Here is a 14,702-nt window from a genome sequence, read left to right on the forward strand (position 1 = left end):
CCGTGCGTGGGAGTGATTTTTATGTCAGCTGTCTCTTTTTCTCCAAAGCCCGCATCAACCAGCGCCGCCACCATCGCGTCGCAAGTCTTCGAAGTCCGACCATTCAGCGGCGCTGTCGGTGCCGAAATCATCGGCCTGGACCTGTCCCGCCCGATCAATGACCAGGACTTCGCCCGCGTCCATCGCGCGCACCTGGACCATCACGTGGTGGTGTTCCGCGACCAGCGCATTACCCCCGAACAGCAGATCGCCTTCAGCCGCCGTTTCGGTGTGTTGCAGATCCACGTACTCAAGCAGTTCCTGCTGGCCGGGCATCCGGAAATCCTCATCGTTTCCAACATCATCGAAAACGGCCAATCCATCGGCCTCGGTGATGCCGGCAAGTTCTGGCATTCGGACCTGTCCTATAAAGAACTGCCAAGCCTGGGCTCGATGCTGCATGCCCAGGAGTTGCCGTCCGAAGGCGGCGACACGCTGTTCGCCGACCTGCACAAAGCCTGGGACAGCCTGCCCGAGGCGCTGCGTAAAACCGTCGAAGGCCGCTCGGCCGCGCATTCCTATACCGCGCGCTACAGCGAGACAAAATTCGAGGGCAACTGGCGCCCGACCCTGACGCCGGAGCAGCTCGCTCAAGTCGCCGAGGTGGTTCACCCCATCGTCCGCACCCACCCGGAAAACGGTCGCAAGGCGTTGTTCGTCAGCGAGGGCTTCACCACCCGCATCGTCGGTTTGCCGGAAGACGAGAGCAAACAATTGCTCGACGAGCTCTACGCCCACAGCGTGCTGCCGCAAAACATTTACCGCCATCAATGGCAGGCCCACGACCTGGTGTTCTGGGACAACCGTTCGCTGATTCACCTCGCCGCCGGATGCCCCAGCCATCTGCGCCGCAAGTTGTATCGCACCACCATCCAGGGCGACGCGCCTTTCTGATTTCGGAGAATTCCCATGTCCAAACGTCTTCCATTTGCACCATTGGCTGCGGCCATTGGCCTGGGTTTCAGCCTGCTCGCCGGCAGCCTGGTAGCGCCGTCCGTGGCTCACGCCGAAGGTGAAATTCGTATCGCCGAACAGTTCGGCATCGTTTATCTGCTGCTCAACGTAGTGCGCGATCAGAACCTGATCGAGAAGTACGGCAAGCAGGAAGGCATCGACATCAAGGTCGACTGGACTCAGCTCTCCGGCGGTTCGGCGGTCAATGATGCGTTGCTCTCCGGCTCCATCGATATTGCCGGTGCCGGCGTCGGCCCGCTGCTGACCATCTGGGACCGCACTCACGGCAAGCAAAACGTCAAAGCCGTGGCCTCCCTGGGCAACTTCCCTTACTACCTGGTGAGCAATAATCCAAAGGTCAAAACCATCGCCGATTTCACCGAGAAGGACCGCATTGCGGTGCCAGCGGTCGGGGTCTCGGTGCAGTCGCGCTTCCTGCAATACGCGGCAGCCAAGCAATGGGGCGACAAGGAATTCAATCGCCTCGACAAGTACACCATCGCCGTTCCGCACCCGGATGCCACCGCAGCACTGATCGCTGGCGGCACCGAGTTAAGCGGGCACTTCTCCAACCCGCCGTTCCAGGATCAGGCACTGGAGAACCCCAACGTGCATGTGGTGCTGAACACCTATGACTTGCTTGGTCCGAACTCGCCGACCGTGCTGTTCGCCACCGAGAAATTCCGCAACGAGAACCCGAAAACCTACAAAGCCTTCATCGCTGCGCTGACTGAAGCGGCCGAGTTTGCGCAGAACGATAAAGGTGCGGCGGCCGACACTTACATCCGTGTCACCAAGGCCAAAATCGACCGCGCGGCGTTGCTGAAAATCATCGACAACCCGCAGTTCGAATTCAGCATCACACCGAAAAATACCTACCCGCTGGCGGAGTTCCTCTACCGCGTCGGCGCGATCAAAAACAAACCGGATTCGTGGAAGGATTACTTCTTCCAGGACGCCCAACCGCTGCAAGGGAGCTGACCGACATGAACGCCCCTTTGCAAGGTCACACGGTCAGCAAACCGATCACGACAGCTCAAGCGCTGTTGTCGGTCGACCAGGTCAGCCTGGAATACCGCACGCCTGCGCGGGTGGTTCGAGCGACCCATCAGGTCAGTTTCGAGATCGATCCGGCGGACCGTTTTGTGCTGCTCGGTCCTTCCGGCTGCGGCAAGTCGACGTTGCTCAAAGCCGTTGCCGGGTTCATTCAGCCCTGTGAGGGTGAAATTCGCCTGCAAGGCCAGCGGGTCGATGCGCCAGGACCAGACCGGATCGTGGTGTTTCAGGAGTTCGATCAGCTGCCGCCGTGGAAAACCGTCAAACAGAACGTGATGTTTCCGCTGCTCGCTTCCAAAACCCTCAAACGCAAAGAGGCTGAAGAGCGGGCGCTGCACTATCTGGACAAAGTCGGTCTGGCGGCGTTTGCCGATGCCTATCCGCATACCTTGTCTGGCGGCATGAAAGCTCGCGTGGCCATTGCTCGCGCCTTGGCGATGCAGCCGAAGATCCTGTTGATGGACGAGCCCTTCGCCGCCCTCGACGCGCTGACCCGGCGCAAGATGCAGGAAGAGTTGCTGCTGCTCTGGGAGGAGGTGCGTTTCACGCTGCTGTTCGTCACTCACTCCATCGAAGAGGCGTTGGTGGTGGGCAACCGGATTTTGCTGCTGTCGCCCCATCCGGGTCGGGTGCGGGCGGAAGTCCACAGCCATCAATACGACTTGCACAGCTTGGGTGGCGTGGCGTTCCAGGAATCGGCGCGGCGGATTCATCGGCTGCTGTTCGATGAAGGTCAGTCGCCGGAAACCGAGCGTGAGTTGGATTTCGCCGACATTCGCATCGCTTATTGAGCCATTGGAGGATTGCCCGATGAGCCATTCATCATTTGCGCGTAAAGAGTACGAAACTGTTTTGCAGCCGCTGACGAGTGTGCCGCTGGAGCGCGAATTGCCGCTCGGCCAGCGCCTCTGGCAGCAGGGTTGGCTGCGCAAAAGTCTGATCCTGATTTTGCTCGCGGTGCTTTGGGAGGCCGTCGCCCGATATCAGAACAACGACCTGCTGCTGCCGAGTTTTTTGCAAACCGCCAGCGCGCTGCAGGAGGGCTTGCTCAGCGGCGAACTGCTGAGCAAGGTGTGGATTTCGCTGGTTGTTTTGCTCAAGGGTTACCTGATTGGCATCGTTCTGGCGTTTGTCCTGACGACGCTGGCGGTGTCGACCCGGTTCGGTCGTGATCTGCTGAGTACGCTGACCTCGATGTTCAACCCATTGCCCGCCATTGCGCTGTTGCCGTTAGCGCTGCTGTGGTTCGGGTTGGGGCAGAACAGCCTGATTTTTGTACTGGTGCATTCGGTGCTTTGGGCGTTGGCCTTAAACACCTATGCCGGGTTTCTGGGTGTCTCGGAAACCCTGCGCATGGCCGGCCGCAATTACGGCCTCAAGGGCATGCGTTTCGTGTTGTTCATCCTGATCCCCGCTGCGTTGCCGTCGATTCTTGCCGGGCTGAAAATCGGTTGGGCCTTCGCCTGGCGTACGCTGATCGCTGCTGAATTGGTGTTTGGCGCTACCAGTGGCAAGGGCGGTTTGGGTTGGTACATCTTCCAGAATCGTAATGAGCTGTACACCGACAAGGTATTTGCCGGGTTGGCAGTGGTGATCTTGATTGGGTTGCTGGTGGAGAATCTGGTGTTTGATACGTTGGAGCGGGTGACGGTGAAGCGGTGGGGGATGCAGCGTTAGGCTTCGAGTTCTCTATTGACTGGGCTGACCTCTTCGCGAGCAAGCCCGCTCCCACATGGGTTCTTTGTCGTACACAAAATCTGCAACCACTGAAGATCAACTGTGGGAGCGGGCTTGCTCGCGAAGGGACCAGCCCTATCACCACCGCATCTAAAGATGTTTGCTAGCATTGCGTTTGAATCAATCCAGATCAGCCACGAGTGCTCAGCATGCAACTCCCGGACATGAACCTGTTGGTCGCCCTCGACGCCTTGCTCGACGAGGGCAGTGTGGTGGGCGCTGCGCGGCGGATGAACCTCAGCCCGGCGGCGATGAGCCGGACGCTGACGCGAATTCGCGAGGCTATCGGCGATCCGATTCTGGTGCGCGCCGGTCGCGGTCTGGTGCCAACGCCCAAGGCACTGGAGTTACGCGAGCAAGTGCGGGACCTGGTGGAGCAGGCCGCTTTGCTGTTCCGTTCCGCCGATGACGTCGACTTGGGCAGTTTGCGCCGGCGGTTCAGCATTCGCGCCAATGATTTCTTTGTTGGCGTCTATGGCGGCAAGCTGTTCGACACGATGGAGCGCCAGGCCCCGCATTGTGAATTGCGCTTTGTCCCCGAGGGCGATGGGGACGACGAAGCGTTGCGTGAAGGACGTATCGATTTAAGTGTCAGCAACAATCGGCCGCTGATGCCGGAAGTGAAAGTGCAGAACCTGTTTTCCACTCACTTTGTCGGGCTGGTGCGTGAAGATCATCCGTTGTTTGATGAAGAGATCACCGCCGAACGGTACGCCGGTTTTTCCCATATCAGCATGTCGCGCCGGGGGATCGCCCGCGGGCCGATCGACACGGCGCTCAACGCCTTGGGGCTGGAGCGGCGGGTGGCGGTGATTGCGCCGAGTTTCCATGCTGCGATGTTCGCCTTGCCGGATTCCGATTTGATTCTGCCGGTGCCCAAGGAAGCATTGCTGAGCGTGCGGCGGCTGGGCTTGAAACTGCGCTCATTCACCCTGCCGATTCCGTTACCGACCCTGATGCTGACCCAGGCTTGGCATCCGCGTTTCGACAAGGATCCGGCCCATCGCTGGATGCGTGAAACACTCAAGACCTGTTGTGATGAGACGTGGCTGGCTGCACAGCCTACCTGAGTTGACGCATACCCTTGTGGGAGCGGGCTTGCTCGCGAAAGCGGTGTGTCAGTCAGCGTTGATGTTGAAGGTGATGGCCTCTTCGCGAGCAAGCCCGCTCCCACAGGGGGCTTGTGTTGTTTCAAAATTTGCGGGCCATTCGGATCTAATTGCTGCATAAAGCGCACTTATAACCTGCCAATAAGTCAATTTTCGTAAGCTTCCACGCTCCCTAAAATGCTTCGGTATTCCCCTTCCGGAGCTTGCAGTACATGACTTCCCTCACGGTCTCGGCGCCTCTCGCTGCGGCCAAGCCAGCGGCCGCCATCACGCCACCGGTCTTCGGCCCGCGAATCATCATCGGCCTGGTGGGCGTGTTGCTGGCGGTGCTGGTGTCGGGCTTGAACGAGATGGTAACCAAGGTCGCCTTGGCCGATATCCGCGGCGCGTTGGCCATCGGTTACGACGAAGGCACCTGGCTGGTCGCCAGTTACACCGCTACCTCGGTGGCCGCCATGGCGTTTGCCCCTTGGTGTTCGGTGACGTTTTCGTTGCGGCGTTTCACCCTGTACGCGATCAGTGCGTTCACCTTGCTGGGTGTGTTGTGCCCGTTCGCCCCGAATTACGAAAGCCTGCTGGTCATGCGCACCTTGCAAGGTCTGGCCGGTGGCGCGCTGCCGCCGATGCTGATGACCGTTGCCCTGCGGTTCCTGCCGGCCAACGTGAAACTCTATGGCCTGGCCGGTTATGCCCTGACGGCGACCTTCGGCCCCGGTCTCGGCACGCCGCTGGCCGGGTTGTGGACCGAGTACGTCGGCTGGCAATGGACCTTCTGGCAAATCGTCGTGCCGTGCCTGATTGCCATGGCGGCGGTGGCTTACGGTTTGCCCCAGGATCCGCTGCGGCTGGAACGCTTCAAACAGTTCAATTGGCGTGGCTTGCTGCTGGGGTTTCCGGCGATCTGCATGTTGGTGATCGGCATTCTGCAAGGCAATCGGCTGGACTGGTTCGAGTCGAGCCTGATTTGCGGACTGCTCGGCAGTGGGCTGCTGTTGCTGGTGCTGTTTCTGATCAATGAATGGTCGCAACCGATTCCGTTCTTCAAGTTACAGATGCTCGGTATCCGTAACCTGTCGTTCGCCCTGTTGACGCTGGCCGGTGTGCTGGTGGTGTTGCTCGCGGTGGTCATCATTCCCTCCAGTTACCTGGCTCAGGTCCAGGGTTATCGCCCGGTGCAGACCGCGCCGATCATGCTGCTGGCGGCGTTGCCTCAGTTGATCGCGCTGCCGTTGGTGGCAGTGCTGTGCAACCTGCGTTGGGTCGATTGTCGCTGGGTGCTGGGGATCGGGCTGAGCATGCTGACGCTGTCTTGCCTCGGTGGTTCGCAGCTGACGTCGGCATGGATTCGCGACGATTTCTATGTCCTGCAATGGCTGCAGATTTTCGGTCAGCCCATGGCCGTGCTGCCGCTGTTGATGCTCTCCACCGGCAGCATCACTCCAATGGAAGGGCCGTTCGCTTCGGCCTGGTTCAATACCGTGAAAGGCCTGGCGGCGGTGATCGCTACGGGTGTGATCGAGGCACTGACCACTGCAAGGCTGCATTTCCATTCGACCATGCTGGTGGACAACCTGGGTAATTCGCCCTTGGTCCAAAGCGACAACGCAGGCCTGGCTCACCGACTGCATCAACAGGCCTTAGTGCTGACCTCCTCCGATCTTTATCTGTGCATGGCCGGCGTCGCCGTGGCGCTGATCCTGCTGATTTTCTGGCTGCCAACGCGGATCTATCCACCGCGCGCGCCGACTTGAATGCTTCACTGAAACAGAAGGTTTTTATGACGACTCAATCAAAGCAAAAAGTCGCTGTCGGCGTTGCGGTAGTGATGGCGGTCGGGGTGTTGGTTTACCTGCTGGCGCCGGGCTTGTTCGGTAAGCGCACACAGCAGAGCACCAACGATGCTTTCGTCGCGGCAGACTTCACACGGGTGGCGCCGCGCGTGGCGGGGTTCATCAAGGACGTGCTGGTGGAAGACAACCAGCTGGTCAAGGCCGGACAGTTACTGGCGTTGATCGACGACCGCGATCTACGCGCCGCCGCTGAGGCCGCCGACGCTGAAACCCTGGTGGCCAGGGCGCAGTTGCAGAACGCTCGGGCCACCCTGGAGCGCCAGACGTCGGTGATCGCTCAGGCCCAGGCCACGGTGGTTTCGGCGAAGGCTGAAATGGCTTTCGCCGAGCATGAACTGAACCGCTACAACCACCTCGCCGGGGTGGGTGCTGGCACGGTGCAGAATGCTCAGCAAGCGCGCACGCGCATCGATCAGGCCTCCGCTCGCTTGGCCAATGCCACGGCAGTGCTGGCGGCTGAACGCAAGCAGGTAGAGATCCTGACTGCGCAGCGTGATGCGGCCGAAGGCGGGCTGAAACGAGCGCAAGCGGCGCTGGAAATGGCCAGCTATGAGCTGTCCTATACGCGCATCGTTGCGCCCCAGGACGGGATGGTCGGCGAGCGCGCGGTTCGGGTCGGCGCCTATGTCACACCGGGCAGCAAGATTCTGGCCGTGGTGCCGTTGGAGCGGGCCTATGTGGTCGCCAATTTTCAGGAAACCCAACTGACTGACGTACAGCCGGGGCAGAGCGTGCAAGTACACGTCGACAGCCTCGGCGGCGAAGCCCTGCGCGGTCGCGTCGAGAGCATCGCACCCGCCACTGGCGTGACCTTCGCCTCGGTCAAACCGGACAACGCCACCGGCAACTTCACCAAGGTTGTGCAACGGATTCCGGTGAAAATCGTTCTGGAACCGGGTCAGGCATTGGCCGATCGGTTGCGGGTGGGGATGTCGGTGGAGGCGAGGATTGATACTGCAAGCGCCAGCGAGCATGGGGTCGCGCAACGATGAAGATTTTTGTTGATAGGACTGACGTCTTCGCGAGCAAGCTCGCTCCCATATTTGATCTGCTGGGTGCCCAAGCTTTATGCACAAAAGGAGATCCAGTGTGGGAGCGGGCTTGCTCGCGAAGAGGCCAGTGGCCTCGCATTCCCCTTTATGCCTTGCTGGTCATGAGCCTTTCGGCTTGCACTGTCGGCCCAGACTTCCAGAAACCTCAGCCGCAACAAGTGGCTGAATGGACCAAACCAGCCAAAGCCGCCGCCAGTCAGGTCGTTCCCGCTGAAATGGACGAACGCTGGTGGGAGGTATTCCACGACCCGAAACTCTCTGCCCTGACCCAACGTGCCCTGACCGACAACCTCGACCTGAAACTCGCCAGCAGCCGCTTGCAGCAAAGCCGCGTCGCGCGCCAGGTGAACACCGCCAACCGCTATCCCAATACCGCCGCCAGCGGCAGCTATGGGCGCAAACGCAACAGTGGTGAAGGCCTGAACGATCCGTCGGGCAACAACGGCGACTCGGCGTTCAACCTGTGGGACGCAGGCTTTTCCGCCTCTTGGGAACTGGATTTCTGGGGCCGGGTGCGCCGCGAAACCGAAGCCGCCGATGCCACCCTGGAAGTGGCGGAAAACGATCGTCGCGGCGTGCTGCTGTCGGTGCTTGCCGAAACCGCTCAGGACTACATTCAGCTGCGCGGTGTGCAAAGCACGCGGGCCGTCACCGAGCAGAACCTCGACGTTGCCCGGCATAGTTTGAAACTCTCGCAATTGCGCCTGGCCGACGGTGTGGCGACGGATCTGGACGTTGCCGAAGCCGCTGCGCAAGTCGCGGCCATCGAGTCACGTTTGCCGGCGCTTGAGCAGCGTCAGTCGCAACTGATCAACGCCCTGAGCCTGTTGATGGGCGAACCGCCGCAAGCGCTGTCCGCTGAGTTATCCACAGACGCCCCGGTGCCGCAAACCCCGCGTCAGGTCGCCATCGGCTTGCCGTCGCAATTGGCCGAGCGCCGCCCCGACATCCGTCAGGCCGAAGCCCGTCTGCATGCCGCGACCGCCAGCATCGGCGTGACCAAGGGCGACTTTTATCCACGGATCACCCTGTCGGGCAATATCGGTTCGCAAGCCATGCAGTTGAGCGATTTCGGTTCCTGGAGCTCGCGCTCGTTCGGCATCGGTCCGCAGTTCAGCCTGCCGCTGTTCGACGGCGGTCGCCTGCGCGGCATGTTGTACCTGCGCGAAGCCCAGCAACAGGAAGCAGCGCTGGCCTACCAGCAAACCGTGCTGCGGGCCTGGCATGAAATCGACGATCAACTCACCGCCTACAATGCCAGCCAACTGCGCCGCGACAGCCTCGCCGAAGCCGTACGCCAGAACCAGATCGCCCTGCGCACCGCGCAACAGCAATACGTCGAAGGGGTGGTGGATTTCGTCAACGTCCTCACCGTGCAAGGCGAATTGCTGGCGACCCAGCAGCAGTGGGTCGAGAGTTCGACCGGGGTGTCGTTGGCAATGGTTGGTTTGTACAAGGCGTTGGGTGGGGGATGGGAGTCGGTGTATCCGGTGGCAGGTGCCGTTACCAATAATCCGGTTTGATCGCGGGTGCTTTATGAGTAGGCACACGAACTGGAAACTGGTGCGACTGAAGTTCTTCTGAGGTTACGACACGTCGCATCCAGTGTGAGTGCTCCTTCAAGGAGCCAGGCGGTGAGCGTTTGAACTCGGTCCTGCATGGGAGAACAACGCCAACTATCATCTGCGGAAAATCCTCTCAGATGGCTTTTAATGCGGGAGCCATATCTGTGTCCCCGGAAACAAGAACGAGCTGTTGAATGCGCTCCGTGTTGTGGTCTTTGGTTTCTCTCGCCGCGGTGCGATACATGCTGATTGCGATATGGACGTCAGTTTCTTTCTCTTCGAGTTTCCAAATAGCGACTTTGTCCTGGCGTGACGCACCAATTTTTTTGTCGATAAAGCGCGGCGCTCTTGCGGGTTCGAGTTGGTGGCGACCATAGTGAACAGACACATTATTGGCCTTGAGTGCTCGAACATAGGTGTCCTGAGCTTCCTTGGAAATTCTGCCGCGAGTAGCCAGCTCCGGCTTGACGGAAGAAGTGAAGTAATCCATTGAAGCGAGTGAACTTTGAGGATTTTCGACGTAGGCGATGTGGGCCAACAACTTTGGCAAATTCAGCCATTTGTAAGGAGTGCCTGCTAGCAATCCGTAGAACACGTTGTAGCCGTCAACGAAGAACGCAGTACGCACAAATCCAATCCTCAGAAACGAAAAAACCGGCCTAAGCCGGTTTTTTCACCCCAACTGCCAGAGAACCTAATCTCTGCGTACGGGGTTGAGTAGTGGGCTGATCCTAAATTGAGTGCGTTAGCACGTCAACCCTCGACTGACCAAGGTACTACTCGACTGGACGATTTCCAGCACCGGCCGACCAGTTTTGTGCAATTGCATGATCGATGGTCAAGGCATTCCCGGGTTCAACTATTTGTGATTGTTGCAGGGAGAAGGTGGAAATGTCCGACTGTCTCTATATCCGCAAAGTGTCTATTGCCGTCTTCAGTTTAGATTGAATGGACGTTCCTGATTTCGTGTGGGATTTAATACCAATGCTCATTACCCCTAGGAATCAAACGACCACACCGAGAATTTCGTCCTTTTTGAAACATTACATTTCTAACCAATGATGGCCATCCGGCTTGACGCTCACCCCCGCTGTCATAGACTCCGCTAATCCGTCAGGGAGTTACGGTTATGCGGCGTGTTCGTATTTTGGTTATTGGATTGACCTTTGTAACGTGCGTAGTACAGGCGCAAACACCTGCGCCAGACGATCCGTTGCTGGAAAACAGCGCGGTCGGCGGTAATGCGTCGGCCAGCAGTGAAGCCCGTGGTGTGCTGCGAGCCCGGGATCAGGCGGTGCTTGCCAGTGAGTTGTCGGGGCGGATTGTGGAGTTGCCGTTCAGTGAGGGCGAGTCGTTCAAAAAGGGCGACACTCTGGCGCGGTTTGACTGTTCGGCTTATCAGGCTCAGCTCAACGCGGCTCAAGCTGCCAGCCGTGGTGCTGGTGAAGAACTGGCGCACAACAAACAACTGGCGGCGTTGAATTCGGTCGGGCGCTTTGAAGTGGCGCGGGCCGAGGCCAAGGTCAGCGAGATTCAGGCGCAGTCCCAGGTCTACCAGGTTCAGGTCAAGCGCTGCAATGTGGTGGCGCCCTTCGATGGTCAGGTCGTCGAGCGCAAGGTCAAGCGCTACGAAAGCGTTGCCGCTGGCGCGCCGTTGCTGGACGTGGTCGATAACCGCACTCTGGAAATTCACCTGTTGGTGCCGTCGCGCTGGATGGGCAAACTCAAGCCCGGCCAGACGTTCAGTTTTGTCCCCGATGAAACCGGTCAGCCGCTGGATGCCACGGTCAAGCGCCTCGGTGCGCGGATCGACGAGGGCAGCCAGACCTTGCTGCTGGTGGCGGCGCTGCCCAACGCCAACGGTCTGTTGGCTGGGATGAGCGGAACGGCGCATTTCGCGGAGCTCAAATGAACGCCCCGGTGACCGGCGGCGCCGAGCAGGTGTTCGCAAGGTTTCTCGACCTCGAACGCCAGACCCGCGCCGCGCGCACGCCTTCTCAACTGGCTTACAGCCTGGTCAATGACGGTCAGGCGCTGTTCGGTTTCCGCCATGCCGCGCTGTTGATCGCCGGCAAGGTGCAGGCGGTCACCGGTGTCAGTGCCGTGGAACCGAATGCGCCGTTCGTGGCGTTTGTCGAGCAAGCAGTCGCGCAGCTGTTCAAGCTTGAGGTGTTGAAACAGGCGCGGGTGATCGCGCCCGATCTTCTCAGTGAATCGATTCTGGCCGATTGGCAAAGTCTGTCAGCCGCTCAGGTGTTCTGGCTGCCACTGATCGATCATCAGGGCGAGGTGTTCGGCGGCCTATGGCTGGCGCGGGATGTGCCGTGGAACCCTTCCGAACAAGTGCTGCTGTCGCAACTGGGTGACACTTACAGCCATGCCTGGCTCGCACAGCAACCGCGCAAACCCTGGCGACTGCGCTGGACGCGCAAGCGTCAGGTGGCGCTGGTTGCCGTGTTGTTGCTCGGGTTGCTGATCCCGGTGCGCCAATCGGTGTTGGCACCGGCCGAAGTCGTCCCGTTGGGCGGTCGGGTGGTGGCGGCGCCGCTGGACGGGGTGATCGCCGAATTCCTGGTCAAACCCAACCAGGCAGTGAAAACCGGCGGCCTGCTGCTGCGCTTCGAAAGCACTACGCTCAAGGCTCAGGCCGATGTGGCCGAGCGCGCTCTGGGCGTTGCCGAAGCGGAACTCAAGGCCAATTCCCAGCGCTCCTTCGCCGATGCCGAATCCAGTTCGAAAATCGATCTGCTGGCGGCGCGAGTGGAGCAGAAGCGCGCCGAACGGGATTACGCCCGTGAACTGCTCAAACGCAGCGAAGTACGCGCCGAGCGGGACGGCATCGCGGTGTTCGCCGACGCCGAACGCTGGACCGGCAAACCCGTGCAAACCGGCGAGCGGCTGATGGAAATCGCCGACCCGAACCAGGCCGAGTTGCGCATCGAATTGGCCGTGGGCGATGCGATTGCCCTGGAACCGGGGGCGCAGGTCGCGCTGTTTCTCGACAGCGATCCACTGCAGCGGCACTTGGCCAAACTCGAACGTTCGGCCTACGAAGCGCAGCCCACCGCTGCCGGGCAACTGGCTTATCGACTGGATGCGACGTTCGACGCCGCACCGCCACGCATTGGTTTGCGGGGCACTGCGAAAGTCTTCGGCGACCGTGCGCCGCTGGCGTTGTACCTGTTGCGTCGACCGCTGGCCGGGTTACGTCAGAGCGTGGGCCTTTAGATGAGCCTGCCAAGCCTGCGGGCAGATCTGCAATTGTCGACGGCGGCCCCGGCCCTCGACGGGTCGCCGCGCTGGACCCTGGCCGACCCGGTGCGTGGGCGGTATTTCAAACTCGGTGCGGCGGCGATGCGCCTGCTGCGCCATTGGTCCCTGGGCGATCCAGAGCAAGTGCTGCGTGCTGCCAACCGCGAACCGGGGCTGCCGCTGGATGGTGCGGCGCTTGAGCAATTGCTGGAGTTTTTGCGCGGCCATGACCTGATCAGCGCCCTCGACCCGTCGCAACGCGCCAGCTACAGCCTGAAGGCCGCGGCTCAGCGCCAGAGTCTGTGGCAAATCCTGCTGCATCAATACCTGTTTTTCCGGATTTCGCTGTGGCGCCCGGACGCCTTTCTCAATCGCGCCTGGCCGTGGCTGGAGCGTTTCGGCCCGCGCGCATTGCGCTACGGATTGCCCGCGATACTGGGGCTTGGGGTGTTTCTGGTGTCGCGGGACTGGCAGCGGTTTATCGCGACCTTTCCGCACCTGTTCAGCCTCGGCGGTGCGCTGGCGTTTGCTGTGGCGCTGTTTTTCGCCAAGCTTTGCCACGAGTTCGGCCACGCCTTCATGGCCAAGCGCGCCGGTTGTCGGGTGCAGAGCATGGGCGTGGCATTCATGGTGCTGCTGCCGATGTTTTACACGGACGTCAGCGACGCCTGGCGCGTCAATGATCGCCGTGCGCGGTTGCTGATCGGTGCCGGCGGGGTGCTGGCGGAACTGGTGTTGGCGTGTATCGCGCTGCTTGCCTGGTCACTGCTGCCTGACGGCCCCGGGCGCACGGCGGCGTTCATGCTCGCCAGCGCGACCTGGATCACCACGCTGGTGATCAACCTCAACCCGTTCATGCGGTTCGATGGCTACTTCTTGCTAAGCGATTTTTGGGAAGTGGATAACCTTCAAGGGCGGGCCTTTGCCTTGTGCCGCTGGCGGCTGCGCGAGTTTTTGTTCGGCTACGCAGCCCAGGCACCGGAGCCTTGGTCGCCGAAGATGCAGCGGCGTTTGTTGATCTGGGGGTATGGCGCTTGGCTGTGGCGCGCGGCGCTGTTTCTCGGGATTGCACTGGCGGTTTATCACCTGTTCTTCAAGGTGTTGGGGATTTTCCTGATGCTGGTGGAGCTGGTGTGGTTCATCTTTCTGCCGATCCTGAGCGAGTGGCGGCAATGGTGGAGCCGTCGCGAACAGGCGCATGCGCCTCGGGTACTGCTCAGCGGTCTGGCGTTGCTTGGGCTGTTGTTGCTGCTGGCGCTGCCATGGCGCAGCGCGGTGGAGTTGCCGACGATGCTTGAGGCCGGACGCGCCAGCGCCCTGCACGCGCCGGTGGCGGCGCGGGTCAAAACGGTGAATGTGCATGACGGCCAGATCGTCGCTCAAGGTGAGGTGCTAATCGAGCTGGAATCACCGGATCTGGACTCACGCCAGGCTATCGTCCGTCGAGAAATCCAGATCCAGCAATTACAGATGCGCCGTCAGGCCAGCCGCAGCGAAACCGCCGCCGATGCCGGTATCGTCGAACAGCGCTTGGCCGAAGCCGTGGCTGAATATCGGGGCCTGGCCGCCCAGCGTGAGCGTCTGCTGCTGCGCGCGCCCCACGGCGGCAAGGTGCGCGATCTACTGCCGCAGTTGACGGTCGGTCGCTGGCTTTCGACCAAAGATCCTTTGGCGCGGGTGGTCGAAGACGGCGCGCGGTTGCGCGGTTATCTGGCCGAAGCCGAACTCTGGCGTGTCGCCCCGGGTGCCAGAGGACGGTTCATCGCCGATGACCCGATGCACCCGGCGATCAAAGTGCAATTGAGTGAAATCGATACCAATGGAGTGGCTTATGTCGATCAGGAAGCGCTGACTTCCGATCACCACGGGCCGATTGCCGTGCGGCGCGATCAGCATCAGCGCGCCGAGCCGGTACAGGCGCAGTACGGCGCGCGATTGAGCATCCTCGAAAATACGCCGACGCCGGTGCAGCCGTTGCGCGGCATTGTGGTGTTGCAGGGCAGTGGCGAGTCGTTGCTGGGCGTTGCCTGGCGGCGATTGGCGGCTTTGGGGGTCAGGGAAAGCGGCTTCTAAGGTGAATAGCTAAGG

At 60.6% G+C, this 14,702-nt stretch carries 11 protein-coding genes and 1 pseudogene; 11 read left to right on the forward strand and 1 reads right to left on the reverse strand.

From position 1 onward, the window contains the following. The first annotated feature begins 21 nt into the window (after window positions 1–21). From AB7M29_RS03990 to AB7M29_RS04025, 8 genes are all read left to right on the forward strand, one after another. Window positions 22–933: a TauD/TfdA dioxygenase family protein gene (locus tag AB7M29_RS03990; RefSeq protein WP_454246373.1), complete on the forward strand. Its 912-nt coding sequence runs from the start codon at window positions 22–24 to the stop codon at window positions 931–933. Window positions 934–948: 15 nt separating this feature from the next. Continuing rightward, window positions 949–1,974 carry an ABC transporter substrate-binding protein gene (locus AB7M29_RS03995; RefSeq protein WP_454246374.1) on the forward strand — a complete coding sequence of 342 codons (1,026 nt, stop codon included), beginning with the start codon at window positions 949–951 and terminating at the stop codon, window positions 1,972–1,974. A 5-nt stretch (window positions 1,975–1,979) separates the two neighbouring features. After that, the gene (locus AB7M29_RS04000) at window positions 1,980–2,840 is read left to right on the forward strand and encodes an ABC transporter ATP-binding protein (protein ID WP_217855004.1); all 861 of its coding nucleotides are present in this window, start codon (window positions 1,980–1,982) and stop codon (window positions 2,838–2,840) included. Window positions 2,841–2,859: 19 nt separating this feature from the next. Further along, the gene (locus AB7M29_RS04005) at window positions 2,860–3,726 is read left to right on the forward strand and encodes an ABC transporter permease (protein ID WP_217855006.1); all 867 of its coding nucleotides are present in this window, start codon (window positions 2,860–2,862) and stop codon (window positions 3,724–3,726) included. Window positions 3,727–3,935: 209 nt separating this feature from the next. Next, on the forward strand, window positions 3,936–4,856 hold the full coding sequence (locus AB7M29_RS04010) for a LysR family transcriptional regulator (protein ID WP_217855015.1): 921 nt from the start codon (window positions 3,936–3,938) through the stop codon (window positions 4,854–4,856). Window positions 4,857–5,107: 251 nt separating this feature from the next. Next, window positions 5,108–6,646 carry an MFS transporter gene (locus AB7M29_RS04015; RefSeq protein WP_454246375.1) on the forward strand — a complete coding sequence of 513 codons (1,539 nt, stop codon included), beginning with the start codon at window positions 5,108–5,110 and terminating at the stop codon, window positions 6,644–6,646. A 26-nt stretch (window positions 6,647–6,672) separates the two neighbouring features. Continuing rightward, window positions 6,673–7,737 (forward strand): HlyD family secretion protein, encoded by a 1,065-nt coding sequence (locus AB7M29_RS04020; protein ID WP_454246376.1) that lies wholly within the window; start codon window positions 6,673–6,675, stop codon window positions 7,735–7,737. Further along, window positions 7,734–9,320 (forward strand): efflux transporter outer membrane subunit, encoded by a 1,587-nt coding sequence (locus AB7M29_RS04025; protein ID WP_454246377.1) that lies wholly within the window; start codon window positions 7,734–7,736, stop codon window positions 9,318–9,320. Before AB7M29_RS04020 ends, AB7M29_RS04025 begins: the two co-directional genes overlap by 4 nt. Here AB7M29_RS04025 and AB7M29_RS04030 read toward each other — a convergent pair. Continuing rightward, window positions 9,301–9,990: pseudogene (locus AB7M29_RS04030) on the reverse strand (NYN domain-containing protein). The gene AB7M29_RS04025 and the pseudogene AB7M29_RS04030 overlap by 20 nt on opposite strands. Window positions 9,991–10,491: 501 nt before the next feature. Here AB7M29_RS04030 and AB7M29_RS04035 point away from each other — a divergent pair. Genes AB7M29_RS04035 through AB7M29_RS04045 form a run of 3 tightly spaced genes read left to right on the forward strand, consistent with a single transcriptional unit; the run spans window position 10,492 to window position 14,687 of the window. Beyond that, window positions 10,492–11,274, forward strand: a complete 783-nt coding sequence (locus tag AB7M29_RS04035) for an efflux RND transporter periplasmic adaptor subunit (RefSeq protein ID WP_454246378.1) — start codon at window positions 10,492–10,494, stop codon at window positions 11,272–11,274. Beyond that, window positions 11,271–12,590, forward strand: coding sequence for an efflux RND transporter periplasmic adaptor subunit (locus AB7M29_RS04040; RefSeq protein ID WP_454246379.1), 1,320 nt, complete (start codon window positions 11,271–11,273; stop codon window positions 12,588–12,590). The genes AB7M29_RS04035 and AB7M29_RS04040 overlap by 4 nt, the downstream gene beginning before the upstream one ends. Next, entirely contained in the window at window positions 12,591–14,687 is a 2,097-nt protein-coding gene (locus AB7M29_RS04045) for an HlyD family efflux transporter periplasmic adaptor subunit (RefSeq protein WP_454246380.1), read from the forward strand. Window positions 14,688–14,702 lie beyond the last annotated feature (15 nt).

It is taken from the genome of Pseudomonas sp. F-14 TE3623 (genome assembly GCF_053629015.1).

Coding starts and splice junctions, on each gene's coding strand:
- AB7M29_RS04025 (WP_454246377.1), top strand. CDS start 7,734: ATGAAGATTTTTGTTGATAGGACTGACGTCTTCGCGAGCAAGCTCGCT.
- AB7M29_RS04005 (WP_217855006.1), top strand. CDS start 2,860: ATGAGCCATTCATCATTTGCGCGTAAAGAGTACGAAACTGTTTTGCAG.
- AB7M29_RS04040 (WP_454246379.1), top strand. CDS start 11,271: ATGAACGCCCCGGTGACCGGCGGCGCCGAGCAGGTGTTCGCAAGGTTT.
- AB7M29_RS04000 (WP_217855004.1), top strand. CDS start 1,980: ATGAACGCCCCTTTGCAAGGTCACACGGTCAGCAAACCGATCACGACA.
- AB7M29_RS04020 (WP_454246376.1), top strand. CDS start 6,673: ATGACGACTCAATCAAAGCAAAAAGTCGCTGTCGGCGTTGCGGTAGTG.
- AB7M29_RS03990 (WP_454246373.1), top strand. CDS start 22: ATGTCAGCTGTCTCTTTTTCTCCAAAGCCCGCATCAACCAGCGCCGCC.
- AB7M29_RS04010 (WP_217855015.1), top strand. CDS start 3,936: ATGCAACTCCCGGACATGAACCTGTTGGTCGCCCTCGACGCCTTGCTC.
- AB7M29_RS03995 (WP_454246374.1), top strand. CDS start 949: ATGTCCAAACGTCTTCCATTTGCACCATTGGCTGCGGCCATTGGCCTG.
- AB7M29_RS04045 (WP_454246380.1), top strand. CDS start 12,591: ATGAGCCTGCCAAGCCTGCGGGCAGATCTGCAATTGTCGACGGCGGCC.
- AB7M29_RS04035 (WP_454246378.1), top strand. CDS start 10,492: ATGCGGCGTGTTCGTATTTTGGTTATTGGATTGACCTTTGTAACGTGC.
- AB7M29_RS04015 (WP_454246375.1), top strand. CDS start 5,108: ATGACTTCCCTCACGGTCTCGGCGCCTCTCGCTGCGGCCAAGCCAGCG.